Annotated in this window: 26 protein-coding genes; 10 read left to right on the forward strand and 16 right to left on the reverse strand. The window is 69.5% G+C overall.

Annotated features, from left to right (window positions below):
- Positions 1-323 precede the first annotated feature (323 nt).
- From ACGFIO_RS38170 to mca, 8 genes are all read right to left on the reverse strand, one after another.
- Complete coding sequence (locus ACGFIO_RS38170; RefSeq protein ID WP_392834583.1) at positions 324-818, reverse strand: GNAT family N-acetyltransferase; 495 nt, start codon at positions 816-818, stop codon at positions 324-326.
- Positions 784-1,719 carry a ribonuclease Z gene (locus ACGFIO_RS38175; protein ID WP_392834586.1) on the reverse strand — a complete coding sequence of 312 codons (936 nt, stop codon included), beginning with the start codon at positions 1,717-1,719 and terminating at the stop codon, positions 784-786. Before ACGFIO_RS38175 ends, ACGFIO_RS38170 begins: the two co-directional genes overlap by 35 nt.
- Before the next feature lie 296 nt (positions 1,720-2,015).
- Positions 2,016-2,984, reverse strand: a complete 969-nt coding sequence (gene ppk2, locus ACGFIO_RS38180) for a polyphosphate kinase 2 (protein WP_392834587.1) — start codon at positions 2,982-2,984, stop codon at positions 2,016-2,018.
- Between the two features lie 121 nt (positions 2,985-3,105).
- Entirely contained in the window at positions 3,106-4,533 is a 1,428-nt protein-coding gene (locus tag ACGFIO_RS38185) for a CHAD domain-containing protein (protein WP_392834589.1), read from the reverse strand.
- Between the two features lie 212 nt (positions 4,534-4,745).
- Complete coding sequence (locus tag ACGFIO_RS38190; protein WP_392834592.1) at positions 4,746-5,069, reverse strand: hypothetical protein; 324 nt, start codon at positions 5,067-5,069, stop codon at positions 4,746-4,748.
- A gap of 242 nt (positions 5,070-5,311) precedes the next feature.
- Positions 5,312-7,849 carry a putative bifunctional diguanylate cyclase/phosphodiesterase gene (locus tag ACGFIO_RS38195; protein WP_392834594.1) on the reverse strand — a complete coding sequence of 846 codons (2,538 nt, stop codon included), beginning with the start codon at positions 7,847-7,849 and terminating at the stop codon, positions 5,312-5,314.
- Between the two features lie 287 nt (positions 7,850-8,136).
- A complete protein-coding gene (locus ACGFIO_RS38200; protein WP_392834682.1) occupies positions 8,137-8,424 on the reverse strand; it encodes a hypothetical protein in 288 nt (95 codons plus the stop codon).
- A gap of 78 nt (positions 8,425-8,502) precedes the next feature.
- The gene (gene mca, locus ACGFIO_RS38205; RefSeq protein ID WP_392834597.1) at positions 8,503-9,387 is read right to left on the reverse strand and encodes a mycothiol conjugate amidase Mca; all 885 of its coding nucleotides are present in this window, start codon (positions 9,385-9,387) and stop codon (positions 8,503-8,505) included.
- A gap of 102 nt (positions 9,388-9,489) precedes the next feature.
- Here mca and ACGFIO_RS38210 point away from each other — a divergent pair, with 102 nt between their 5' ends.
- The 3 genes from ACGFIO_RS38210 to ACGFIO_RS38220 all read left to right on the forward strand — a co-directional run bounded on the left by ACGFIO_RS38210 (position 9,490) and on the right by ACGFIO_RS38220 (position 11,156).
- Positions 9,490-9,912, forward strand: coding sequence for a DUF4307 domain-containing protein (locus ACGFIO_RS38210; RefSeq protein WP_392834599.1), 423 nt, complete (start codon positions 9,490-9,492; stop codon positions 9,910-9,912).
- Between the two features lie 89 nt (positions 9,913-10,001).
- Positions 10,002-10,496, forward strand: a complete 495-nt coding sequence (gene greA / locus ACGFIO_RS38215) for a transcription elongation factor GreA (protein ID WP_392834600.1) — start codon at positions 10,002-10,004, stop codon at positions 10,494-10,496.
- Between the two features lie 267 nt (positions 10,497-10,763).
- Positions 10,764-11,156, forward strand: coding sequence for a PPOX class F420-dependent oxidoreductase (locus tag ACGFIO_RS38220; RefSeq protein ID WP_392834603.1), 393 nt, complete (start codon positions 10,764-10,766; stop codon positions 11,154-11,156).
- 9 nt (positions 11,157-11,165) lie between these two features.
- Here the strand turns inward: ACGFIO_RS38220 and ilvA are convergent, their stop codons facing one another.
- From ilvA to ACGFIO_RS38235, 3 genes are all read right to left on the reverse strand, one after another.
- A complete protein-coding gene (gene ilvA, locus ACGFIO_RS38225; RefSeq protein WP_392834605.1) occupies positions 11,166-12,419 on the reverse strand; it encodes a threonine ammonia-lyase in 1,254 nt (417 codons plus the stop codon).
- 53 nt (positions 12,420-12,472) lie between these two features.
- Positions 12,473-13,039 (reverse strand): hypothetical protein, encoded by a 567-nt coding sequence (locus ACGFIO_RS38230; protein WP_392834607.1) that lies wholly within the window; start codon positions 13,037-13,039, stop codon positions 12,473-12,475.
- Between the two features lie 175 nt (positions 13,040-13,214).
- Positions 13,215-13,580, reverse strand: coding sequence for a winged helix-turn-helix transcriptional regulator (locus ACGFIO_RS38235; protein WP_392834609.1), 366 nt, complete (start codon positions 13,578-13,580; stop codon positions 13,215-13,217).
- A gap of 136 nt (positions 13,581-13,716) precedes the next feature.
- Between ACGFIO_RS38235 and ACGFIO_RS38240 the strand changes: the two genes are divergently transcribed.
- Complete coding sequence (locus tag ACGFIO_RS38240; protein ID WP_392834611.1) at positions 13,717-14,424, forward strand: alpha/beta fold hydrolase; 708 nt, start codon at positions 13,717-13,719, stop codon at positions 14,422-14,424.
- A gap of 238 nt (positions 14,425-14,662) precedes the next feature.
- On the opposite strand, the gene ACGFIO_RS38245 is transcribed toward ACGFIO_RS38240, so the two are convergent.
- The 4 genes from ACGFIO_RS38245 to ACGFIO_RS38260 all read right to left on the reverse strand — a co-directional run bounded on the left by ACGFIO_RS38245 (position 14,663) and on the right by ACGFIO_RS38260 (position 16,394).
- Complete coding sequence (locus ACGFIO_RS38245; RefSeq protein WP_392834612.1) at positions 14,663-14,974, reverse strand: type II toxin-antitoxin system PemK/MazF family toxin; 312 nt, start codon at positions 14,972-14,974, stop codon at positions 14,663-14,665.
- Positions 14,964-15,194, reverse strand: coding sequence for a hypothetical protein (locus ACGFIO_RS38250; protein WP_392834613.1), 231 nt, complete (start codon positions 15,192-15,194; stop codon positions 14,964-14,966). The genes ACGFIO_RS38245 and ACGFIO_RS38250 overlap by 11 nt, the downstream gene beginning before the upstream one ends.
- An 88-nt stretch (positions 15,195-15,282) precedes the next feature.
- On the reverse strand, positions 15,283-15,945 hold the full coding sequence (msrA, locus tag ACGFIO_RS38255; RefSeq protein WP_392834684.1) for a peptide-methionine (S)-S-oxide reductase MsrA: 663 nt from the start codon (positions 15,943-15,945) through the stop codon (positions 15,283-15,285).
- An 11-nt stretch (positions 15,946-15,956) separates the two neighbouring features.
- The gene (locus ACGFIO_RS38260; protein WP_392834615.1) at positions 15,957-16,394 is read right to left on the reverse strand and encodes an HIT family protein; all 438 of its coding nucleotides are present in this window, start codon (positions 16,392-16,394) and stop codon (positions 15,957-15,959) included.
- A 23-nt stretch (positions 16,395-16,417) separates the two neighbouring features.
- Here ACGFIO_RS38260 and ACGFIO_RS38265 point away from each other — a divergent pair, with 23 nt between their 5' ends.
- The gene (locus ACGFIO_RS38265; RefSeq protein ID WP_392834617.1) at positions 16,418-17,572 is read left to right on the forward strand and encodes a cystathionine gamma-synthase; all 1,155 of its coding nucleotides are present in this window, start codon (positions 16,418-16,420) and stop codon (positions 17,570-17,572) included.
- A gap of 30 nt (positions 17,573-17,602) precedes the next feature.
- Positions 17,603-18,973: an amidase gene (locus ACGFIO_RS38270; RefSeq protein WP_392834619.1), complete on the forward strand. Its 1,371-nt coding sequence runs from the start codon at positions 17,603-17,605 to the stop codon at positions 18,971-18,973.
- A gap of 177 nt (positions 18,974-19,150) precedes the next feature.
- Here ACGFIO_RS38270 and ACGFIO_RS38275 read toward each other — a convergent pair whose 3' ends face one another.
- Positions 19,151-22,834, reverse strand: a complete 3,684-nt coding sequence (locus tag ACGFIO_RS38275) for a ricin-type beta-trefoil lectin domain protein (RefSeq protein ID WP_392834622.1) — start codon at positions 22,832-22,834, stop codon at positions 19,151-19,153.
- A 396-nt stretch (positions 22,835-23,230) separates the two neighbouring features.
- On the opposite strand from ACGFIO_RS38275, the gene ACGFIO_RS38280 reads away from it, so the two are divergent.
- From ACGFIO_RS38280 to ACGFIO_RS38295, 4 genes are all read left to right on the forward strand, one after another.
- The gene (locus tag ACGFIO_RS38280) at positions 23,231-23,470 is read left to right on the forward strand and encodes a hypothetical protein (protein WP_392834624.1); all 240 of its coding nucleotides are present in this window, start codon (positions 23,231-23,233) and stop codon (positions 23,468-23,470) included.
- Positions 23,467-23,805 (forward strand): SDR family NAD(P)-dependent oxidoreductase, encoded by a 339-nt coding sequence (locus ACGFIO_RS38285; RefSeq protein ID WP_392834627.1) that lies wholly within the window; start codon positions 23,467-23,469, stop codon positions 23,803-23,805. Before ACGFIO_RS38280 ends, ACGFIO_RS38285 begins: the two co-directional genes overlap by 4 nt.
- Positions 23,806-23,893: 88 nt before the next feature.
- The gene (locus ACGFIO_RS38290; protein ID WP_392834630.1) at positions 23,894-24,400 is read left to right on the forward strand and encodes an EXPERA domain-containing protein; all 507 of its coding nucleotides are present in this window, start codon (positions 23,894-23,896) and stop codon (positions 24,398-24,400) included.
- On the forward strand, positions 24,397-24,831 hold the full coding sequence (locus ACGFIO_RS38295; protein ID WP_392834632.1) for a hypothetical protein: 435 nt from the start codon (positions 24,397-24,399) through the stop codon (positions 24,829-24,831). Before ACGFIO_RS38290 ends, ACGFIO_RS38295 begins: the two co-directional genes overlap by 4 nt.
- Positions 24,832-24,844 lie beyond the last annotated feature (13 nt).

Below are 24,844 nucleotides of genomic sequence, written 5' to 3' on the forward strand. Positions count from 1 at the left end.
CGCGCGCTCACCTCGTGCAGGCTCGCCGTAGTCCGTTCCGAGCGCCGTCGGACGCACGCTCACCCCGCGCAGGCTCGCCATAGTCCCACCCGCGCGCTTTGCTCTGAGCACAAATACGCATCAGCCAGATACCGCTGGTATGCGGGAGCGATGCATATTTGTGCTCAGAGCAAAGGCGGCCGGAGCGACGAGTCCGGTGCCGAGCATCGCGAACGCGTGCCGGACGCCGGTGCCGTGTCGTGGCTACCCACCCCGTCGCGAAGGCGTGCCGGATTCGCGGGCGTGGGCGCGCGGGGCGGGTGTGTTGCGGGGTGGGCTCGTGGTCAGGGGGTGGTGGGCCAGGAGTAGCGGATGTGGTCGACGTTTTCGTCGCCCATTTTTTCGGCGCGGGTCTCGCCGTCGGGGTGCCAGCCGGCCCTTTCGTAGAAGCGGCGTGCGCGGACGTTGCCGGGGAGGACCCAGAGGACGGCACGGGGGGCCAGGTGGGGCAGGGCGTCGGCCATCAGGAGGCGGCCGACGCCGGTGCCGATGTGGGCGGGGTCGACGTGGATGGCGTACAGCTCGGTCACGTCGTCGGGGGACGGGCCCAGATAGGTGAAACCGATCAACTCGTCGCCGTTCGTGGCCACGGTCAGGCGGTGGGTGGGCTGCTCCCACTTCCAGCGTTCGGTCCACCACTCGCCCAGCCGGCCATCCCCGCCGAACTCCAGGGTGGACGGGCGCAGGATGTCGCGGTAGGCGTCGGCCCGGGAACGGAAGTGGAGGTCGCCGACCCCGGCCAGGTCAGAGTTCCGTCCGGCTCGCAGCTGCACGGTCATCCGTCGACGGTAGCCGGGGCGGGACGGGGACGCGCATCAGATCCTCGGCCACCACGATCGTGCCGTCGAACTGCTCGGCGGCCTCGGCCCGGAACGCCGCCGGGTCGGTGTAGCGCTGGGAGAAGTGCGTCAGGACGAGGGTACGGACGCCGGCCTCCCGGGCCACCGCACCGGCCTGCCCGGCGGTGAGGTGGCCGACCTGCGCCGCCAGCCCGGCATCCTCGGCCAGGAAGGTCGACTCGATGACCAGCAGGTCGACGCCTTCGGCGAGCTCGTAGACGGCGTCGCACAGCCCGGTGTCCATGATGAACGCGAACCGCTGCCCGGGGCGGGGCGCACTCACGTCGGCCAGCCGCACGGCGCCGAGCCGGCCGGTGCGCTGCAGCTCGCCGACGGCCGGGCCGCGGATGTTGAACGCGTCCAGCAGCGCCGGGATCATCCGCCGGGAGTCCGGTTCTTCCAGGCGGTACCCGTACGTGTCGATGACGTGCCGCAGGGGCAGCGCCGTGAGCCGCCCCGCTCTGGTCTCGGTCGAGAAGCCCGCGCCGACCGGCTCGACCGCCAGGTCGGCCTGATCCCAGAAGCTGGTGGCGTGCCGCAGCCGGTCGAAGAACACCTGGCCGCCGGCCGGGAAGTGCACGGCCACCGGGTGCGGCACGCGGTCCAGCGAGATCCGCTGGATGACGCCGGGCAGGCCGAGGCTGTGGTCGCCGTGGAAGTGGGTGACGCAGATCCGGGTGAGCGGGGTGACGGCCAGGCCGGCGTGCAGCATCTGCCGCTGGGTGCCTTCGCCCGGGTCGAACAGGATCGTCTCGTCGTCCCAGCGCAGCACGTACCCGTTGTGGTTGCGGTACCGGGTCGGCACCTGGCTGGCGGTGCCGAGGACGACCAGCTCGCGCATCAGGAACCCCACAAATGAAGCGACCCCTGGGGACTTCCACGCCGCAGCGTGGTCCGGTCGGACTAGGCCGGATCCCCAGGGGTCGGGTGGCTGTCTTGGATTCGCCGCACCGCTGCCACACGGTCTCGACGCACTACAGGGCTGCCAGGAGAGCAGCCAAACGAAGCTGTCAAGGACAGCGGCTAACGGACAGCCACCTCACGAGTCCCGTTGCTATACAACTTCGGACCACCTCCCTTCACGTGTACCGCCACGTTAACCATCAAGGAGGCCCGCCGACAACGCCTTTAAAGTCACTAAAGCCGGGGGAATGCGCGGGGGGACATGTCGCCGCCCTCGACGGCCATCGAGGCCGGGCCGACCAGGTGCGGGTCGGGGCGGCCGACGACCTCTTCGTCCTTGTCGTCGTAGTCGAAGCGGCTCAGCACATGCCGCATCGCCTCCAGACGGGCGCGCTTCTTGTCATTGCTCTTGACCACGGTCCACGGGGCGTCGGCGGTGTCGGTGTAGAAGAACATCGCCTCCTTGGCCTCGGTGTAGTCGTCCCACTTGTCGAGCGAGGCGAGATCCATGGGGGAGAGCTTCCATTGGCGTACGGGATCGACCTGCCGGATCGCGAACCGGGTCCGTTGCTCCCCCTGCGCCACCGAGAACCAGAACTTGACCAGGTTGATGCCCGAGCGGACGAGCATCCGCTCCAACTCCGGGGCCTGCCGCATGAACTCCAGGTATTCCTGACGGGTGCAGAAGCCCATCACCCGCTCGACGCCGGCCCGGTTGTACCAGGACCGGTCGAACATCACGATCTCACCGGCGGCGGGCAGGTGGTTGATGTAGCGCTGGAAGTACCACTGGGTGCTCTCGCGTTCGCTCGGCTTGGCCAGGGCCACCACCGACGCGCCGCGGGGGTTGAGGTGTTCCATGAAACGCTTGATCGTGCCGCCCTTGCCGGCCGCGTCCCGGCCCTCGAAGAGGATCACCAGACGCTCGCCGGTCTCCTTGAACCAGTTCTGCAGCTTCAGCAGCTCGATCTGGAGCAGGCGCTTGTGGTGGTCGTACTCGTGGCGGGCCAGGCGCTCGTCGTACGGGTAGTCCTCGCGCCAGGTGTCGACCGGGGTGCCATCCGCGTTGAGCAGCACCGGGTCGTCATCGTCGTCGTCCGCGACCCGGTAGCCGCCGAGGGCCTTGACCGGCCCGTCGTACGGCGGCGTGGTCCCGTCGTCCGGAACCTCGGTCCCGTTGTGGTTCTGCTGTTCCGCCTGCATATCGATTTCCTACCCAGCGACGGCAAAGCCACGCCCTACGGCAGGTGTCCCACAGGTTAACTAGCCCTGGTCACACATTCGCCTCCATGCCAGCGCCGCGCATGCGAAGGTGGGACCAGGCCTACCCCAGCCAGGAACGCAGGCTCCGCTTGCGGGAGGCTTGGGTCACGAGCGGCAGTTCGCCCAGGGTGTCGTAGCCGACCTGCTGCTGCCTGGCCCACAGCACGCCGTACGGGAACCCGTCGGCCGAACCGCCGGCCAGGTCGTGCAGGATCTCCCGGGCCACCACCGAGTCCTGATGCGCGCCGAGCACGTCCTGCAGCTCGGTCAGCCGCTTGACCAGCGCCTGGCCCGGCTTGCCGGCGCCCGGGGCGAACACCTCGACCGCGTACCGGGCCTGCTTGTACTTCTTGCGGGCCTCGTGCAGCGGCTCGTCCTGGCCCTTCAGCGTCGCCTCGTCGAGCAGCCGGTCGGCCTTGTCGAGCTCCTTGCGTACCCGCCGAATCGGTTTTGACTCACCGCCGTCCCACCCGGCGATCAGCTCGTCGATCGCGTCCAGCAGCCGGAAGTAGCGCTCGCCGTCGAGGTCCTGGTCGAGCTGGGCCCGGCCCGCCCGCACCTTGGCCTCGAGGTGCTCGCGGACCCGGTCGGCGACCGGCGCGAACTCGTCACCCTCGGCCTCCACGGCGGCCAGCAGCTTGCCCTCCAGCACCTGGCCGTCGCGGACCTCGCCGAGTGATCCGGCCAGCCACTTCAGGTCGGCCTTGAGCGACTCGACGGCCTCGGGCGGAAACGAGCGGCGCCACGTCTTGAGGGTGCTGCGCAGGCGGCGGGTGCCGACGCGCATCTTGTGCACGGCCTCGGCGTCGCCGCGGCGGACCCCCGGATCGTGCTCCAGGATGGCTTCGCGTTGCTCCCGAACGTACGCGAGAACCGGGTTCGACCTGGTCTTCTTGCGGGCCGGCGTCTTGTTGTCGAGCCTGCCGCCCAACGCCCGGGCCAGCTTGGACGGGCCGCTGGCGGGCGAGGCGCCGGCCTTGAGCAGCAGGCGTTCCATCTCGTCGAGGAGCTTGGCGTCGCCCCGCTCGGTCAGCTCGACCTCGACCTCCTGCCAGGTCTGAGCCACCCCGTCGGTCTCCGCGGTCACCGTGTCCTGCGCGATCAGCGCGCGAGTGCGGCCCTTGTCGTCGCGTACGGGCGTCTCGAGCCGACGGGTGCGCAGGCGCGCGACCGGCCGCAGTGGGGTGTCGCGAACCAGCGCCCGGACCTCTTTGAGCAGGTCGGCGGGCACCTCGTCGGCTTCACCGAGCGGCATCCGGTGCTCGGTGCGCGACGAGCCGTCGCCCGGCGTCTTCAGATGCCAGCCGGCATCCCCGCCACCGGTGCGCCGGCGCAGTGTGCGCTGATGTTGGGCCAGTCTCAGGTCGGCGGTGTCGAAGTAGGTCGCGTCGAGCTCGTGCGTCGCCCCGCCCCCGGCCCCCGGAAGGTCCGGCAGCACGAAACCCGCGGGCACGTCGTACTTGCGCTCGGTCTCCGTGCTGATCTGCATTCTGTCCATGTTGCCCGCTGAGCACCCGCCAACCCAGCCTGTCCCAATTTCTCAGTCGATCAGTTGCGGACCCTCAGCGGAATCACAGGAACCGCTCGCATCCTTGGACTCAGACCCCTCGGGGTCGTCCGGCCGTCCCCCGTGCGAGCCGGGCGGCCCCGAGGTCACGACAGGCACCGCTCCGACCGCCGCCCCGGTCGGAGCGGTGCTTTCTATACCGATAGGTCGCTGCGGCTGTGCAGGTAGAGGGCCCGCGCGTAGTAGGCGTTGGCGGCCCCGAAGTACATCGTGGCAAGGCCGGTGTGGAAGCTGTTGTCGGACAGCGCGTTCTGCGCCCGCGCACTGGACGCCCAGCGGATCTCGGCGTCGGTCTCATTTATCCCACGCCGTGCGCATTGTTGTCGGTTGAGTTCTTTGCCCTTTTTGAAGGTGTCCAGAGCGTTTTCGGCCTGCCGCATCATCGCGCGCGCCTTCTCCAGCAGCGATTCAGCGATCGCCCAGGCGACCCGCTCGTCATCGGTGTGATACCCGGGCATAACGCACCTCCCGGTAGTCCGTGCCGTTTCTCCCAGTCTCATGTCAATGTCCGCACATGTCGATCTTTTCCACCCGCAAGGGTCAAACCCTTCCGTGTGTACGCCCCACAGCCCACCCCCCACCACCGCGAGCACGCCAGCGGATGCTGCTTGAGCTCCGGGCGGGCCGGCTTGGAGACGGCGGCCGGGGCTGGGCGGGAGCCGAAAGGGGCAGGCCGCGGTGCCGAACGGGCGGGTTATGACTAGCTGGCGTCGTCGGCGCGGAGGGGGACGATCTTGGCGGGGGCGGCTTCGGCCAGTTGGCGGAGGGCGTAGACGATCTTGTCGTCGGGGAGGGGCTGGCAGAAGTGGTAGCCCTGGGCCACCGTGCAGCCGAGCTCGATCAGGGCCACCCGCTGCTCGGCTGTCTCGACGCCCTCGGCGACGACCCGGGCGCCGAGGCGGCCGCCCAGTTCGACGGCGCCGCGTACCGCCGCCTCGGCCGCGGGGGAGTCGATCATGCCGTCGACGAAGGAGCGGTCGACCTTGAGTTCGTCGACGCAGACGCGGGTCAGGAAGGTCAGCGACGAGTAGCCGGTGCCGAAGTCGTCGACGGACAGCTGGACCCCGGTGTCGCGCAGGCCGGCCAGCACCTCGTCGACGATCTCCAGGTCGCTGACCGCGACCGACTCGGTGATTTCCAGTACCAGTTGGTCGGGCGGGGTGTGGTTTCGGCGCAGCAGGTCGGCGACCTGGGCCGGCAGGGTCGGGTCGAGCAGGCTGCGGGCCGAGATGTTGACCGACACGGGCAGGTCGAAGCCGGCCCGGGCCCAGCTCGCGGCGGCGGCCAGGGAACGGTCGAGGACGTAGCGGGTGAAGGCGCCCAGCAGTTCGCTGCGCTCGACCATCGGGATGAATTCGCCGGGGGAGAGCTGCCCTCGGCGCGGGTGCTTCCAGCGGGTCAGTGCCTCGACGCCGGTGGGTGCGCCGGTCTCGAGATCGACGGCCGGCTGCAGGGCCAGCACGATCTGGTCGGTGACCTCGAGGGCGTCGCGGAGTTCGGCCAGCAGCGCGAGGCGGTCGGTCGAGCCCAGGTCGCGGGCGCTGTCGTAGGTGCCGACGGTGAGGCCGAGGTCCTTGGCGTGCTGCAGGGCCAGGCCGGCGCGGCGGATCAGCTCGGCCGCGTCGCCGAGGCCGGCCCGGCTGACGACGACGCCGACGCTGGCCTCCACCGACAGGCGTACGCTCGCCACCTCCATCGGCCGGGCGATCTGCTCGGCCAGGTCGCGCGCCCGGCGGACCACCTGTGGCAGCGGGTTGGGTGCCTCCTGCAGGCGGGACGCCGAGTCGGTGAGCGCCAGCACGGCCGGCATCAGCACGGCGAACTCGTCGTCGCCGATCCGGGCCACCAGTTCGCCGTCGCGGGCCAGGTCGGTGATCCGCTGGGCGATGACGGTGAGCACCTCGTCGCCGGAGCGGTGGCCGAGGGTGTCGTTGACCTCGCGGAAGCGGCGCAGGTCGACCAGCATCAGGCCGACGTGCCGTTCGCGGGCGACGGCGCGCAGGGCCCGGTCGCCGTCGCCGAGCAGCGCCGACCGGTTGAGCAGGCCGGTGAGCTGGTCCTGTACGTCGTCGCGGGCGACCCGCGCTTCGAGCTGGACCAGGCGTTCGTGCGAGGCGGCGTCGTGCAGGGCGCCGGCCAGCGCGTCCCCGTACGCCGAGACCGCCAGTTCGTCCCGGGTCACGGGCAGGGTCGGCTCGGACAGCCAGACCGTCAGCTCGCCGACCGTCGTGCCGGCGACCGTCATGGTCCGGGTGATCACCGGGCCGGGCAGGCCCGAGGCGGCGACATCCTGACCGGGGGCGTCCTCGTAGTAGCGCCGCAGCCCGCCGCCGGGCCGCCGTAGCTCGATCTCGACCCGACGGGCACCGAACACGTCCATCGCCCCGCTCAGCCCGGCGGTGACCACGTCGGCCTCGACGACGCCGGGCAGCGCGGCGGTGGCCTTGGCGAAGGCGGCCCACACCCGACGCTCCTCCTCGGCCACCAGGTGGTGCCGGTAGGTGCGCTGGAGCAGCCACAACGCCGGGGGGAAGGCGAGCAGCCAGAGCGGCTCGCGGAGCAGCACCCAGAGGCCGAGCAGGGCGATCAGCACGTTGCCGACCAGCATCGGGATCTTGGCGTTGAGCGCGCGGCCGAGGATCTGGCCGGCCGACGCGTCGCGATGCAGGGCCAGGGTGAGGGTGGCCAGGCCGAGGGTGATGACGAGGTACGCGCAGGCGCCCGCCACCATGCCGGCCAGCCATCGGGTGTCGCCGGCCCCGGACCCGGCCCCGACCAGCGTGGACACCGCGGCCGCGCCGGCGGCGCCGACGGTGAGCGAGGCGGCCAGGTGGACGATGTCGGCGATCGAGCGGTGGTCGCTGAGCCAGGAGATGAGCAGCCACGCCCCGGCGGCGCCGGCGAAGGTGGCCAGCGGCAGCCAGCCGGGTGGCACCAGCGCGGAGCCGATGATGAAAGCCGCCTCGCCCCACGACACGCTGACCGTGCCGCGGCCGAGCCGGAAGCGGAGCCGGGCGAGTTGTCCGCCGGCGACGACGGCCGCGGCCACGCCGAGTCCGCCGAATACCGACAGTGGAGCATCGCCGGGCACCGGGCCGGGGATGAGCAGCCCGCCGGTGATGAGCGCGATCGCGGCGGCCAGGACTGTCGCGTACAGCGCGAGCACCTGTCGCGGGCGGCCGGCCAGACCGAACCGATCGGGGGCCGGGGCCGTATTGGTCAGGGTAGACGTCACCATCGGTCCCCCTGCACCACCAGCGAAGGAGCGCTGATCAACATCGGCACTGGCGGATGCACGTGCATCTGCAGTGGAGGAAGCGGCGGGCGGAAAGTCGTCGACATCGGCGCCCCCTTCCGCACAGGGTCCCGAGGGCATTCAAGCCCCCGGCGGAAGGCTAAGCCAATCCACGGGAAGAGAACAGGGGTCGGCGGAATGTGATCGTCGATCTCCTCTGTGTAACGGAGGGTGACGTCCATCCATGGCGCCTGTCCGACCACTGTGGACGGGCGCCGGGCCGGGCCGGGTTACTTTGCGTTGCCGCCCTCGGCGGTCGGTCGATCTTGCCCATCGACCCCGCTGACCTGCGGTTCTGTCTCGACGGTGGTCGAATCTGATCGATCATTGTCGACGGACGGCGCCGTTTCGACGTCGTCGTCGCCGGGCTCGCGGGACGTCGAGTCGACCTTGCCGGCGTCCCGCTTCGATGCATCGACGTTGTCGAAACTGTCGGGAAGCCGACGCAAGCGCTTGTTCATGTTGCGAATCAGCAGAACAGTCGCTATGGACAGCAGCACGATGATGAACAGACCCATGGGGCCGGCCAGGCCGCCCTCACGGGTGTCGCCGAAGTTGTTGACCGCCTCGAAGTCCACGTACTGAGAGTAACCCCGTTACCGAGCGGCGAACTCAGTGCCCCGGATGCCGGCGAACAGATCGGATTCCGGCGCCGGGCTGTCGACCAGCGACCGGGCCAGCTCGAAGTCCTCGGTCGGCCACACCTTTTGCTGGAGCTCGAGTGGCACCTTGAACCAGAAACCGTCGGGGTCGACCTGGGTGGCGTGGGCACGCAGCGCGTCATCGCGTACGCCGAAATACTCTCCGCACTCGATCCGCGTGGTGATCTTGTCGCCGCGGTCGTCGCGGTCCTTCCACTTCTCGAGCATCTCGGCGTAGGGCGACTCGATGCCCTGCTCGATCATGCCCTCGTGCAGCGCGAGCATGCGTGCCTTGGTCCAGCCGGAGTTGTAGTACAGCTTCAGCGGCTGCCACGGCTCGCCCAGCTCGGGGTAGGCCTCGGGGTCGCCGGCCAGGTCGAAGGCCACCACCGAGATCTTGTGGCACATGATGTGGTCGGGGTGCGGATAGCCACCGTTCTCGTCGTAGGTCGTCATGACGTGCGGACGGAACGAACGGATCAGCTTGACCAGCGGCAGTGCCGCCTCTTTGGGTTCCTGCAGGCCGAAGCAGCCCTCGGGCAGCGGCGGCAGCGGGTCGCCCTCGGGCAGGCCGGAGTCGATGAAGCCGAGCCAGTCTTGTTTGACGCCGAGGATCGCGCGAGCCTTGTCCATCTCGGCGCGGCGGATGTTGGTGATGTCGGCCAGCACCTCGGGCCGGTCCATCTTCGGGTTGAGCACGCTGCCGCGTTCGCCACCCGTGCACGTCGCCACGTGCACGTCGACGCCCTCGGCGACATAGCGCGCCATCGTCGCCGCGCCCTTGCTCGACTCGTCGTCGGGGTGCGCGTGCACCGCCATCAACCGCAACTGCTCCGCCACTGCAAAAGACCCTTCAGACCGGACGCCGGAAGTGAACTGGAAGAATGAACACTGCCATTCTGGCCGATGGCTACGACAGAAAACGTCCGAGAGGCATCCCAGGTGAGCGAGACGCGCGCCACAGCTCCGGTGTTCCCGCCCGGTCGGTACGGCCATCGCCGCGCGCCCGGGATGCGCCGGCGCATCGTACCCATCGCGTTCCTGGTCTTGATCCTGGTGGGCTCGGTGCTGCTGACGGTCGAGCTCTACGGCCGGTACGGGCAGACCGACTACGAGTCGCGGGTCGTCGGCTGGAGCAACGACTCGGACACCCGGCTGACCATCGAGTTCGAGGTTCGCGTCCCGGCCGGCGGCACCGCGACGTGTGTGCTGCGCGCCCGGCAATACGACGGGGCCGAGGTCGGTAAGCGTGAGGTGCGGGTCACCAACCCGGGGGAAACGGCCGCCATCCAGGCCAAGGAAGACGTTCCGACCAGGGCTCGGGCGTCGCACGGCGACGTCCTCCGGTGCGCCGCATCGAGCTGAGCCCGCTGGGCGTGACGCTGGTAGAGTTGGGGATTCGCTACGTTCCGTTGCCCACCACACCCGATTCTGCCACAACGAGGAGATCGACCGTGTCCAGTTCAGAGGCCTCGAAGACCTGGCTCTCGCAGGAGGCTTACGACCGGTTGCAGGCCGAGCTCGACGAGGCGATCGCCGCCCGACCCGCCATCGCGGCCGAGATCAACGCCCGTCGTGAGGAGGGTGACCTCCGGGAGAACGGCGGTTACCACGCCGCCCGTGAGGAGCAGGGCAAGGCCGAGGGCCGGATCCTCTACCTCAAAGAGCTGCTCCGCACCGCCGAGGTCGGCGAGGCGCCGAGCGCGGGCAACGTGGCACCGGGCAGTGTCGTGACCATCTACTTCGACGACGACCAGAGCGACACCGAGACCTTCCTGCTCGGCTCGCGAGAGATCGCGTCGACCACCGACCTGACCGTGTACAGCCCCGAGTCGGCGCTGGGCACCGCGATCCTCGGCGCGTCCGAGGGCCAGACCGTGACCTACACCGCGCCCAGTGGCGCCGACATCAAGGTCACGGTGGTCAAGGCCGAGCCCTACGGCGGCTGACAGCGATCTCGTCCGGCCGGCGCGGGTCGTTCCCGCGCCGGCCCGGGGTGCACTCCGCCCCCGAAGCGGCCGGCACCACCCCGCCGGCTTCGCCGCCGCCCACGTCATGGTCGGCAGCGTCATGGACGCCATCCGCGACTTCGCCCCGCAGCTGTGGCGCCGGGGCCCTGACCGGCCTGCGGCACGCCGACCGGACCGGCGACCCACCGGACCCGACGGTCATCAGCCGTCTCGACAACGACCAGCGGAAATAAGGACCAGCCCCCCATGACTCTGCCTGACACCCTGCTCGACGTGCTCAACACCAAGGCGATCTGCTTCGTCACCACGCTCATGCCCGACGGATCCCCGCAGATCTCACAGACCTGGGCCGGCACCGACGGCGAGCACGTGCTCATCAACACCGTGGACACCCACCAGAAGACCCGCAACATCAAGCGCGATCCGCGGATCGCCCTCGGCATCGCCGACCCGGCCGCGCCCTCCCGGTATTGGGCGTTGCGGGGGACTGTCGTGGCCGCCACGACCGACGGCGCCCGCGAGAACATCGACGAGCTGTCCCAGAAGTACCTCGGCCGCCCCTACCCGGGCTTCGGCGCCGGCCCGCAGCAGCGGGTCCTGCTCACCGTCAAGGTCGACAAGGTCCACAGCCCCCGCTGATCTTTTTCGCTACGGCACCGCGAAGGTGGTGGCGGGGTGCTGGCCGGGAAGGATCGTCACCTGGTAGCCGCTGTCCCGCAGCGCCCCGATCACCGTCTTCGAGTGGTCGGGGCCGCGCGTCTCGACCGACAGGGCCACCTCGACCTGGCCGAACGCCAGCCGCGGGTTCTGCCGGGAGTGTTCGACGTCGACCACGTTGGCCCGGTGCTGGGCGATCTTGGTGAGGACGCCGGCCAGCTCGCCCGGCTGATCGCCGCAGCGGACCGACAGCCGCAGGAAGCGGCCACCGGCGGCGAGACCGTGCTCGATCACGCGGAGCAGCAGCATCGGGTCGATGTTGCCGCCGGAGAGGATCGCCACCACCGGGCCCGGTGACTCCGGTCTGTGCGTACGCAGAGCGGCGACCGCGGCCGCACCGGCCGGCTCGACCACCATCTTGTGTCGCTCCAGCAGCATCAGCAGGGCCGCCGACAGGTCGTCGTCGGTGACCGTGACGATCTCGTCGACCAGTTCGCTGACGTGGGCGAAGGTCAGCTCGCCGGGCTGCAGCACGGCGATGCCGTCGGCGATCGTGTCGGAGGCGGGCAGCCTCCGCGGCGCGCCGGCGGCCAGCGACGGCGGGTACGAGGCCGCGCCCGCCGCCTGCACCCCGACGACCCGGATGTCCGGCCGCAGCGCCTTGGCCGCCACCGCCACCCCCGAGACCAGCCCGCCGCCACCGACCGCGGTGATGATCGTCCGGACCTCCGGGCACTGCTCGAGGATCTCCAGGCCGACCGTCCCCTGCCCGGCGATCACGTCCGGATGGTCGAACGGATGGATCAGCACGGCCCCCGTGAGCTCGGCGAACGCCTTCGCCGCCACCAGCGCGTCGTCGACCGTGTGGCCGGCGTACTCGATGGCCGCGCCGTACCCCTTGGTCGCCGTGACCTTGGGCAGCGGCGCCCCCTCGGGCATGAACACGGTGGCCCGCGTGCCGACCAGCCCCGCCGCCAGCGCGACCCCCTGGGCGTGGTTGCCGGCGCTGGCCGCGACCACCCCACGCGACCGTTCGGCCTCGCTCAGACCCGAGATCCGGGTGTACGCGCCGCGAACCTTGTACGACCCGGCCCGCTGCTGGTTCTCGCACTTGAGGAACGTGGGCACACCCAGCAGCGTGGTCAGCGGCCGGGACTCCTCCATCGGGGTCCGCACGATCACCCCCGACAGCAGGTCACGGGCCTTTTCGATGTCTTCCAGCCGTACCAGATCCAGCGCCGACATGCCCAGATCGTCGCAGACGACCGGCGCCCCGGGCTGTCTCCTGGATCACCAGGTCAGTCCTTCTTCGTGGCCGCGACCTCACGCTGACAGTCCGGCACCATGTCCATCGTCGTGCGGATCGTGTCCCGCTTCTCGTACCCGCCGTCGTACTCGAGCCCGATTCCGTCCTCGCCGACGTGGACGTTGTTGGCGCCCCTGCGTTTCAGGCAGGCGACCACGTCGTGCGCGAAGTCCTTGGCCTCCGGGTTGGCCGGGTCCTCTTCCCAGGCCGGCAGCGGCAACTCGGCCGAACAGGCCTGCTTGATGTCGCCCATCTTCTTCATCGAGGCCGGCGGCGGCTTCTCGGTCATGTGCTCCCAATCGAAGCCGGACTTGTCCTTGAGGCACTTGTAGTACGGCCGCAGCAGAACCGCTTCCTCCTCGCGGGTGGTGTCGAGCCGGTAGCGGGGCCGTTCCGAGGGTGCGACCGACGGTGACGCCGCCGGGCCGGTGCTCGGGCTGGCCAACGTCGCCACCCGAGGGGCGGCGGTCGTGGCCGGCTCCGGCGAGCACCCCGAGCCGCCGGCGAGCACGGCGAGAAGCACCGCGACGACCGTCACGAGCCCACGTTTGGTTGCCACAGCCTGGTCCTCTCGGGCGGGGAAAGCTCCTCGGCCGAGTATCGCGACCAGTTGTGAGAAAGCGGTCAGACCGCCGCCAGAGGCTGAGACCGGTGCGCAGAGCGGCCTAGCGGCCCCGAGCGTAGGCAGTAACTGGCGCGAAGTCTGTACAGATTTGAAGTTCCCGCACCATGGGTCATCGGGCGGTGGCGGAGCGGTCGTCGTACGCGGCGCGGGCGGCGTTGATCCGGGGCAGGTGGCCGTTGCCCCATTCCAGCAACGGGGTGGCTGCTTCGAGCAGCGAGCGTCCCATCGGGGTGAGCCCGTAGCTGATATTGGGCGGCATGACGTTGTGGACGGTGCGGGTGACCAGGCCGTCGCGTTCCAGGCTGCGCAAGGTGACGGTGAGCATGCGCTGACTGATGCCGCCGATGCCGCGTTTGAGCTCGGTGAAGCGGCGCGGGCCGGCGCCGAGGTCGGACACGATCAGGATGGCCCACTTGTCGCCCATGATGGCCCGGCAGCCGTCCTTGCGGTTCGGCGGGCTTGTCGGCGTGGTCATGGTTACCTCCAGAGAACCGGGGCACGCGAATGTGCCTGATTGCGCGACGGTCGTGGGCGTCCGATGATCGTAAGCGCGGTTACCCAAAGGTACCGAGTAACGATTCAGAACCCACGAAAGCGCATGAGGCACAACCATGTCCACTTACCTGCTCGTACACGGCGCCTGGCACAGCGGGCGCAGCTGGGACCGGGTGGTACCGCTGCTGGAGGCGGCCGGGCACCGGGTCCTCGCTCCCTCGCTGACCGGATACGGTGACAAGCGGGACCTGCTCGGCCCGGATGTCGGGCTGGAGACGCACGTCGACGACGTCGCCGGGCTCATCCTCGAGGAGGATCTCACCGAGGTGATCCTGGTGGGCCACAGCTACGCCGGGATGGTGATCTCATCGGTGGCGAACCGGCTGCCGGAGCGAATCGCCGAGCTGGTCTACCTCGACGCGATGGTGCCGGTCGACGGAGAGACCGCAGTCGACGTCATGCCGGTCACCCAGACGCTCATCGACAGCGCCGCGACTTCCGCCGCACCGTGGCGGATCCCGCCGATGCCCGAGTTCCCGGCACCCTTCGGCCTGTTCGGAATCACCGATCCGGCGGACGTCGCCTGGCTGCGCACGATGCTGTCGGACCAGCCGGTGCTCTGCCTGCTACAGCCGGCCCGGCTGGACAACCCGGCGGTCCACGCGATCTCGCAGACCCATATCCACTGCATCGGCAGCGATCCGGTGGGCTTCGAGCGGCGGCCGGTTGCCGCCCCGGCGACAGTGTGGGAGCTGACCAGCGGGCACGACTGCATGATCACCGTGCCGACCGAACTGACCGAGCTTCTACTGAAGCTCGGTTGATAGACGCCGGTAACCCCTCAGATACTCAACGTAGAGCGCGGGACGAGCGCGGATGGCTGAAGGCGGCCGGTCCTCGTTCTCGCATCCGCGACAACGGCTTAGCGTCCCCGTTTGTGCGAGTGCCCCCGGCGCGACCGGAGGCACTCGGGTGTGCGTCAGCCGACCTCAGCGACCCCGATTGGGCAGGTCAAGCCGTTGGGGACAGGGCTGACGATGTGTGCCCGGTGTCGATCCGAACTCAGAGGTCGAGAACGGTGCGGAGAGCTTTGGCAACGGCGGTGATCTCGTCGTGCGTCAGATGGGCGACGACGCTACCGAGCCGCTCGGGCTGAACAGCGACAGTCTGCTCGGCTAGCACGTAGGTCGTCTTGCCGTTGACCTCGATCTCGGGCCGGAAACTGGTCGGCCGGGCACTGGTCGAGGTCGGAGCGACCAGCAGCGTGGACAGCGGCAGCAGGTCCGACTGCACGACGACGGCGAACCGGTTGCCGCGTTGCTCATGGCCCCGGGCATCCCGAGCCGCTTTCAGCTCATGGACGTCACCACGCACGGAGTTCCCCCATGTCGGCGAGGACTGCCCGTGCCTCGGCGACATCGTCGGGGTCATTCGCCACCGCCGCGGCCTCGGCGCGAAGCTGTTCCGCCTGGCGGAGCCGCCAAGCAGCGAGGATGGCCTCACGAATCACCTGCGAGCGGTCCCGGTCGGTGGAAGTGAGGTCGGCAAGCGCTCGATCAACGTCATCGTCAGCGCGAAACGTAATCGTGGTCATAAGACAGACTGTATTACCTTGTGTCGTGCATCGCCAAGGGTGCGGATGGCATCGCCACGCCGGTCGACCCCGGCGTGGCGACCGCGTCTCAGACGCCCGTCTCGGCGACCCCGATTGGGCAGGTCATGCCGTTGGGGCCGTGGTTGCAGTAGCCGCCGGGGTTTTTGTCAGTTGAAAGGTACTGCTGGTGGTAGTCCTCGGCGTAGTAGTAGGTGTTCAGCGGCTCGATTTCGGTGGTGATCTGGCCGTGGCCGGCCGCCGTCACCACTGGCTGGAAGGCTTCCAGGGATGCCTGTGCGACGCGCGCCTGGTCGTCGGTGGTGGTGTAGATGGCCGAGCGGTATTGCGTACCCGTGTCGTTGCCCTGCCTCATGCCCTGGGTCGGGTTGTGGTTCTCCCAGAACTCCTTCAGCAAGCGCTCGTAGGTGATCTTGGCCGGGTCGTAGACCACCTGGACGACCTCGGCGTGTCCGGTTTGCCCGGAACAGGTCTCCTCGTAGGTCGGGTTCGGCGTGATGCCACCGGCGTAGCCGGCCGACGTGGAGTACACGCCGGGCAGCCGCCAGAAGATCCGCTCCGCGCCCCAGAAGCAGCCCATCCCGAAGACCGCGACCTGGTAGCCCTCGGGCCACGGGCCCTTCAGCGGGGTGCCCAGCTCGGTGTGCTTGTCGGCCACCGGCATCCCCAGCAGTCGGCCGGGGAGGGCGGTCTCAGCGGTGGGCAGGTCGAGCTTCTTGTGCCGTAGGAACACGGTCACTCCCTTCATCCGGCAGGTGTAACGCCGCCGTCACCCAGTTCCTTACCAATGCGTTCGGCGTAGGAAACAGCCTCGTCGTCGGAGGCGTACTTCGTCCGCGGCCAGAAGAATCCGCGCAGTCCGTCACCCTTTGTCCGGGGTACGACGTGTGCGTGCAGATGTGGCACCGACTGCGACACCACGTTGTTCATCGCCACGAACGTGCCCTGTGCCCCGAGGGCGGCGGGAACAGCGGCGGCGACCTCCTGCACAAAGGTGAAGAAACCCGGCAGAAGGTCAAGGTCAAGGTCGGTGAGCTGGGGTACGTGCGGACGCGGCACCACCAGGACATGGCCCTTGAACACCGGGCGGATGTCGAGGAACGCCAGGTAGGAAGGACTTTCCGCCACCCGGAAGGCGGGCACATCCCCCGCCACGATCGCACAGAACAGGCAACCCGCCATGGGGGAAGACTAGCCTTGCCGGGATGAGCGCCGATCAGCACGGATTCGACACCCTCGCCATCCACGCCGGGCAGGAACCCGATCCGCGGACCGGGGCGGTCGTTCCGCCGATATATCAGACCAGCACGTACGCGCAGGACGCCGTCGGTGCCCCGCGGCTCGGGTACGAGTACAGCCGCTCCGGCAACCCGACCCGCGACGCGCTGCAGGAGTGCCTGGCCGCGCTCGAGGGCGGCCGCCGCGGCCTGGCCTTCGCCAGCGGGCTGGCCGCCGAGGACACCCTGCTGCGGGCGGTCTGCCGGCCGGGTGACCACGTGGTGATCCCGGGTGACGCGTACGGCGGGACCTATCGCCTCTTCGCCAAGGTCGCCGAGAACTGGGGCCTGGACTGGACCGCGGTGCCGCTCGACGACCTGGACGCGGTCCGGGCCGCCTTCCGCCCCGGCCACACCCGGCTGATCTGGGCCGAGACGCCGACCAACCCGCTGCTCAACGTGGCCGACATCGCCGCGCTGGCCGGCCTGGCCCACGAGTACGACGCCATGCTCGTGGTCGACAACACGTTCGCCTCGCCCTACCTGCAGCAGCCGCTCGCGCTGGGCGCCGACGTGGTCGTGCACTCGACCACCAAATATCTGGGCGGGCACTCCGACGTGATCGGTGGCGCGCTGGTCACGGCGACCGACGGGCTGGGCGAGGAACTGGCCTTCTACCAGAACGCGATGGGCGCCGTCACCGGCCCGTTCGACGCCTGGCTGACCATGCGCGGCATCAAGACTCTGGGCGTACGCATGGATCGGCACTGTGACAACGCCGAGCGGATCGCGCAGTACCTCCTCTCCCACCGCAAGGTCGCGGAAGTCCTGTACCCCGGTCTGGAGTCGCATCCCGGACACGAAACCGCCGCCAAGCAGATGCGGCGCTTCGGCGGAATGGTGTCGTTCCGCGTCGCCGGTGGCCGTGAGCAGGCCATCGACGTGTGCAACCGGGCGAAGCTGTTCGTTCTGGCCGAGTCGCTGGGCGGTGTCGAGTCGTTGATCGAGCACCCGGGACAGATGACACATCTTTCCGCCGCGGGCTCGGCGCTTGAAGTCCCCGCGGATCTCGTGCGACTGTCTGTCGGCATCGAGACGCTGGAGGATCTGCTCGCCGATCTGGAGCAGGCCCTGAGCGTATAAAGCCTCATTCCGCCGAGAACGGGATACGCGATGGAACACGTACCGACCACATTGGTGGGCGCCACCGCGAAACAGATAGCGCGGGCCGTGCGCCGCGGCGACACCTCGGCCACCCAGGTGGTCGCCGATCATCTGGAACAGATCGCGATCAGCGATCCGGAACTGCACGCCTTCCGGGTGATCCGGGGCGGCGAGGCGATGACCGAGGCGGAGAAGGTCGACGACCAGGACGACCTCTCCAACCTTCCGTTGGCCGGGGTGCCGGTGGCGGTCAAGGAGAACACCGCGGTGGCAGGCCTGCCGACCTGGAACGGCTCGGCCGCCGCCCGCACCGCCGACGTCGCCGAGGAGGACCACGAGGTGGTCCGCCGGCTCCGTGGCGCCGGCGCGGTCGTCGTCGGTGTGACCCGGATGCCCGAGATGGGCCTGTGGCCGTTCACCGACGACGGTGAGTTCGCCACCCGCAACCCGTGGTCGCTGGACCGTACGCCCGGCGGCTCGTCCGGTGGCTCCGCCGCCGCGGTCGCCTCCGGCCTGGTCCCGATGGCCACCGCCAACGACGGCCTCGGCTCGATCCGCATCCCGGCGGCCTGCTGCGGCCTGGTCGGTCTCAAGCCCGGGCGCGGCGTCATCCCGTGCGACCTGGGCATCGACGGCTGGTTCGGGATGGCCGAGAACGGCGTGCTGACCACCACGGTCGGGGACGCCGCGGTCGGGTTCAGCGTGCTGGCCGGCCGCCGCCCGGTGAAACTGACCGAGCCGTCCCGCCTCCGCGTCGGCGTCTCGCTGCGCTCGCCCGTCGCCGGTACGAAGGCCGACGAGCCCAACCGCAACGCCGTCGCCACCGCGGCCAAACTGCTGGTCGACGCCGGCCACAGCACCCTGACGGCCGAGCCCAGGTATGGCTCGGCCCTCGGCCCGCGGGTCGTGGCCACCTGGCTGGCCGCGGCGCATCGCGAGATCGAGGCCAGCGGCGTCGACCGTTCGGCCCTCCAGACCCGCAGCCGCGTGCACGCCCGCCTGGGAAAATTCGTGCACAAGCGAGGATGGGTACGCCAGGAGCACCGCGACGCCTGGCGCGAACGGGCGATCGCGTTCTTCGCCGACCGCAAGGTGGACGTCCTCCTCACCCCCGCCCTGGCCGGCCCGCCCCCACCGGCCGACGGCTGGGCCAACGGTTCGTGGCGCAAGAGCATGCAGGCCAGCACCCAGTACGCGCCGTTCAACGCGCCCTGGAACTTCGCCGGCCTGCCCGCCATCGTGGTCCCGGTCGGCACCCGCCCCGACGGCCTGCCGCTGGCGGTTCAGCTGGTCGGCCCGCCCGACTCGGAAACCCTCCTGCTGTCCATCGCGGGCCAGTTCGAGGTCCAGAATCCGTGGCAACGCCTGGCCATCGTCTGACGGGGAGCCGTGGGCCGGGTCGGTGAGGTACCGCTTCGGCCGCCGCACAGCGCGATCCATGCGGTTGCCTGCTGGTTCCGATATGGCACAGGTCTGGGCGGCCTTGCGCCGGAACGGCCGACCGGTCGTTCGGATGCCGTGGTGGCCGGACCGCTCGATGCGGCCCGGCCACCACGGTCAGGCGCGGGCGGGTAGCGCCCAGGTGGTTCCGGGGCAGGCGCCGAGAGAGAGGGGCGACGACCCGTTGGGGCTGGACGCGGTCAGGCACAAACCGGCCGCGGTGTTCCGTAGGGCGGTCCCGGACTCGACGGTCCAGGTCTGGGTGGCGTCGGTGTTGCTACAAGGACCGGTGCCGATCTGTGTGCCGGCCGCGGTGCCACCGCCGAGCGGCATCATGCAGGTGCCCGACGCCTCGATCCGGTCGTCGGCGCGCATCTTCCACATCTGAGCACCGGTGAAGTTGCAGCCGAACAGCCACAGGCTGTTGTTCGGACCGCCGCGGTCGACGCAATTGCCGGCCGGGTGGATGATCAGCCCGGCCGCGCCCGGCGCGATGATCAGCCAATCGAACGATGTGACGGCGACGCCCGACGTGGACTGTGCCCGCACCGACACCGGGTACCTTCCCGCGGTCGTGGGCGTGCCGGAGATCGTGGTGCCGGAAAGGCTCAGACCGGCCGGTAGCCCGGTCGCGGTGACGGTCGGTTTCGCGCCACCGTTGAAGGTGAGCCCGAGGGTCAGCGACGTGGCGGTCCCGATGACCGACTGCTGGGTGATCGGCGTGGTCAGTCGTGGTGCGGTCGGCAGCGCCCACATCTGCAGGGCCGTCGCCGCGCAGTCGGCCAGGGTGAACTGCACGTCGTAGGCCAAGGACGGTGCGCTCAGGCATTTGCCGGAGGCCGGGTTACGCAGTTCACCCTTCTCGGTCGCCTGCCAGACCTCGTCCGCCGCGTCGTCGCAGCCTCGGCGCACGATCAGGGTGGACGCGACCATGCAGCCGCCCTGCACCTCCAGCGCGCCGTTCGAGCGGACCTTCCACAGTTGCGTGTCGCTGTCGCTGCACGACCAGACCAGGATGGGGTTACCGTCCGACGTCCCGCCGCGTGAGTTGTCCAGGCACCAGCCACTCGTGTTCCGGATCTGGCCGTGGAACACCGACCACTGGAACGCGGTAGCGCCGCTGTCACCGGCCGCGTCGGTCACCGTCACGACGGTCTCGCCGGATCCGACGGCCGTGGGTGTGCCCGACAGCTGGCCGTTCGACGGGTTCATCGTCAGGCCGGCCGGTAGGCCGGTGGCCGTGTACCGGCTGATGGGCTTGGCCGATCGGGCGGTGACGTCGAGCACCGGCGGGGTGGAAGTCGTCCACTTCCGCTTGGTGACGGCGTCGAGCACGACCGGGGCGGTCGGCAGATTCCAGACCTGACCGGCACCGTCACCGCAGGCGGTGATGGTGAGCTTCACGTTGCGGTCGGCGGTGGGCGCGGTGAGGCATTTCCCGGTCAGGGTGTGCCGTACCGTGCTGCCGGAGACGGCCCAGACCTGAGCGGCCGCGGTGTCGCAGGCGTTCAGCACGATCGAGACGTCGTCGCCGGCCACGGTCATGCATTTGCCGAGCACTTCGAGGCGGCCGTCGGGGCGGACCGTCCACAGCTGTGCGTTGCTGGTGCCGCAGTCGAAGAGCTGGATCGGGTTGCCGTCGGCATCGCTGGCATCGGTCGAGTCGGCGCAGTAGCCGTTCAGTCCGAGGATCCGGCCGTCGCCGACCTGCCAGGTGAAGGACTCGGTCGTCGTCTGACCGGTCTCGTTCGTCACGGTGATCGTGGCCTGCGACGTCTGCGTCGTGGTCGCCGTGCCGCTGATCATCCCGGTCGTGGCGTCGATCGAGAGGCCGGCCGGCAGACCGGTGGCGGCCCAGGTGAGCCGCTGCGTCGTGTCCAGGTTCGAGGCGAACAAGCGCTTGCGGATCGCAGTGCCCTTGAGCGTTCCCTGGAAGCGCGGATTCTCGACCGAGATCCGATCCTGGTCCAAGCCGGACGGTGCCCGGAAGAGTTGCAACGGACCGGCCGCACAGGCGGTCAGCGACAGCGCGGCATCCCAGTCGGCCGATGCGGCGGTCAAGCAACGACCGCTGGCCGGGTTGACGATCTCACCGGAGCTCCGCGCGCTCCATACCTGCTCGGCCGAACCGTCACAGGATCGCTGGACCACCGGCGAGCCCGCGGTCATGCACGTGCCCTTCACCTCGAAGCGGCCATCGGGCCGCAGGGTGAAACGATTCTCCCGATCGTCGACCTGACACGTGAACAGCACGATCGGATGATCGTCGTTGGTCTCCGGACCCCGGCTGGTCACACAGAGCGAATCCGGCCCGGTGATCCGGCCGCGGCCGAGCACGACGTTCCAGCGGAACGAGATAACGGTGCTGGCACCGTCGGTGTCGGTCCCGGTGACTTGAGTGACGCTCTGTCCTCCGGAACTGCTGACGCCACTGACCACGCCGGTCGTGGGGTTGATCGACAGGCCGTCGGGCAGGCCGGTAGCGCTGAACCGGGTCCCCGCCGGTGCGCCGATCTTCTTCAATGTCACGGACTGGCCGACCGCCGTGTACTGCTGGCCCGGGTTGGTGACCACAGGGCCGCCGCAGCGCGTGTTCAGCAGGCGGTCCGGCGATCCGGTGCCCGGGTCGGAGATCACACCGGCCGTAGCGCAGCCGACCAGCGCATCCCGGACCTCAACGGGGGTGGCCGACGGATGCGCGGCCAGATAGACGGCAGCCGCACCGGTCACGATCGGTGCCGCCAGGGACGTGCCGCCGGCCGCGCCGATCGCGTCGTCGCTGTCCCAGTGGGAGCTCGTGATGTCGGTGCCCGGTGCGAACAGATCCACACACGGTCCGAAGTTGGAGAATCCAGCACGCCGGTCCCGGTCGTCGACGGCGCCGACCACTATCGCCTCGGCGACTCGCTGAGGCGAATTCGTGCAACCGCCGTAGTTGTCGTTCCCGGCCGCTACGACGTACGTGATTCCGGCCGCGATCGACGCGCGGATCGCATTGTCCAGGCTGTCCTGCGGGCCCGTGATCCAGCTCATGTTCACCACGGCCGGACGGGGCGCGCTGCCGGTGACCCAGTCGATGGCGGTCAGCGCGTCCGCGGCGGCGCCCGCACCATCGCAACCGATCACGCGGACCGGGTGCACGACCGCCTTCTTCGCCACCCCGTAGACCGTGCCCGCGGCGGCACCCGCCACGGCCGTGCCGTGCCCGCCGCAATCGTTGTGATCGGTGCCGGGCGGACCAGCACCGATCCGGCCGGCGAACTCCTCGTGCGTGGTACGTACGCCGGAGTCGAACACGTAGATGTGCGCACCCGACCCGTCGTTGTCGTAGTCGTAGGTGCCGCTGAGGGGACCAGCCGGCTGATCGATCCGGTCCAGACTCCAGGACGGATCGCTCTGCGTGCCGGCGGTAGTGACCACCACATCCGGCCGTACGGACACGACACGCGGGTCTCGGCCGAGCCGGCCCGCATGTGCGGCCGACAGCTGCATCGAGAAGCCGTGCAACGCCGCGGTCCAGACATCGCCGAGCCGGCCGTCATAGTCAGCGGCCAGATCGCGAGCGTCCGACCGGATCTTGTCAGCGGCGCTCGCCTTGACGGTGACGATGTAGCGGCCCGGGATCACATCACCGGCATCCGGACCGCCGGGCTCCTCTCCTTTGGACTCACTGGGCATCGGTGCGGCGACAGGGTGCTGCGGGACCCCGGCCGCTGTGGTGAGAACGAGCAGGGGCAGGGCCAGCAACGACAGCAGACCGGCCCGACGCGCCGGGGGTCGCCGTCGACGGTGTTCATTCATGCGGACGCTTCCTCGTGGGGGTGAGGGAATACGCGCAGCGGTCACACCGTCGCGCGCGGGCGCGTCAGGCTAACCAGGCCGGCCGAAGGAACGCGCCACGGACGCCCTTCCCCTCCCTATTTGGATGTCTCGATAGAGGACTACAGCGCAGCCCGACGAGCTAGCCACGATCTGTCATTCAGCGGCAGCGCGTGTCCTTCTACGCGGGCCGCGGCACCCGTTGACTAGGTCCATGACCCGCTGATGCCCTCCGGGCCGAGCAGACACCGTTCGATGGGAGTAACAATGACCGCCTCGGACCGCAGGACGCGTACGATATCGGCGCCTTGATGGCCGGCCTTCGTCGACTGCATCGAGCGCAGGGCCGGCCGCTGGGGCATCGTCGACCGCAAGAGCGTGTACGACTTCAGCACCTTCAATTTCCCGGTCGCCGCCGAAACCCCCGTCGATCGTACGGCGTTCGACACCTTTCCCCCTGAGTACGCCGCTCTGGCCTACCTCCTCGAGGCCAGCGGCTTCCCGGTCGCGAACGTCTTTCCGACCAGGGGCAGCGAACCGGAGCGGAAACTCAAGGCTGAGGCCGCGCTCTGGCTGACCACGGGCAAGCTTCCCATCGACGAAGGAATCACCTCATGAGCGTCGTTCTCGTCACCGGAGCATCGACCGGTATCGGCCGGCTGACCGCCGAAGCCCTCGCCCGCGCCGGCCATCACGTCTTCGCCGGAATGCGGGATCTCACCGGCCGCAACGCCGCGGTGGCCGCCGAAATCGCCGAGGTCCGACGCCGCGACGGGTTGCGGCTCGACGTCGCCGAGCTCGATGTGTTCCCGCCCGGCAAGAAGCCCTTCCGATCGGTCGTCGACTTCACCCGGTCGAACGTCGAGGCCGTCACCAACGCCGCACACGCCGAGGCGGACGATTTCCTCACCCGGATGGGATTCGCGGCATTGCTGTCCCTCGCCCGGACGTAGCCGATGCGTGCGGCGTCGCGTTCGCCGGCGCCCCGGGCCGACGGCAGGCGATGGACCTGCTCGGGAAAGATGCTTAAGATCGACGGGGATGGAACCCTTGCCCCCGGTGCCGTTGCGCAAACGGCCGATCGACCTGCTGTTCGTGGTGTTCTATGTGTTCAACGCGGTCGTCGTCACCTACACGATCGACATAGAGCAGCTGGTCATCTCTGATCCGGATCGGTTCAGCTATCCACTTTGGCCGCCGCCGGCCGTCGTCGACTTCATCCACTGGTACGGACGGTCGTTCGACCCGCTGCTGATGGCCCGGCCGGCGTTCTGGCAGATGACCATCTGGATCGACGTTCTGCTCTTCGGCCCGTTCTATCTGGCCGCCGTCTACGCGTTCGTCCGGTCGCGGTCCTGGATCCGGGTGCCGGCCCTGATCTGGGCCGGCATGATGGCGTCCAACGTGCTGATCATCCTGATGGAGCAGCGGTTCGGCGTCTCGGCCAGCCCGCACTTCGGTGTCGTGCTCGGGGCCTACCTGCCCTGGCTGCTCGGGGCGATCGCGATGTTTCTGCGGATGCGGAGAGCCGAGGCATTCCCCCGATGATCGATGCCGACGTGCTGCGCGAGACCCTGCCGGGGCAATGGCGGGTGCTGGCGACGACGTTCCCGATGTGGCTGACCGGGCGACGGGTCAACCCCTGTTTCACGTACGGACTGCTGCCCGGCTCGCCGCTCGTCCTCAGCGACGAGGTCAGCTACCGGACCAAGGCGGGCGCCACCCGGCGGATCACCGGGGTGGACCGCTTCGACGCCGCATCGGGCCGGTTCACGTGGCGAGGCACCGGGCTGCTCGGCCCGCTGTCGAGCCGGTGGCGGGTGACCCATCTCAGCGACGACCACGAGTTGATCGTCCTTACTTTCGACCGTTCCCTGGTCACCCCGGCCGGCACGGACGTGATCGGCCGGGGCACGGCGGAGCGGCCGGACGCCCGGGACCGCATCCCTCCGGACGACACTCTGCACTGGCTTCGCTGATCCCCGAGGTAAG

The sequence above is a fragment of the Actinoplanes sp. NPDC049265 genome, assembly GCF_043197135.1.
Classification (GTDB): domain Bacteria; phylum Actinomycetota; class Actinomycetes; order Mycobacteriales; family Micromonosporaceae; genus Actinoplanes.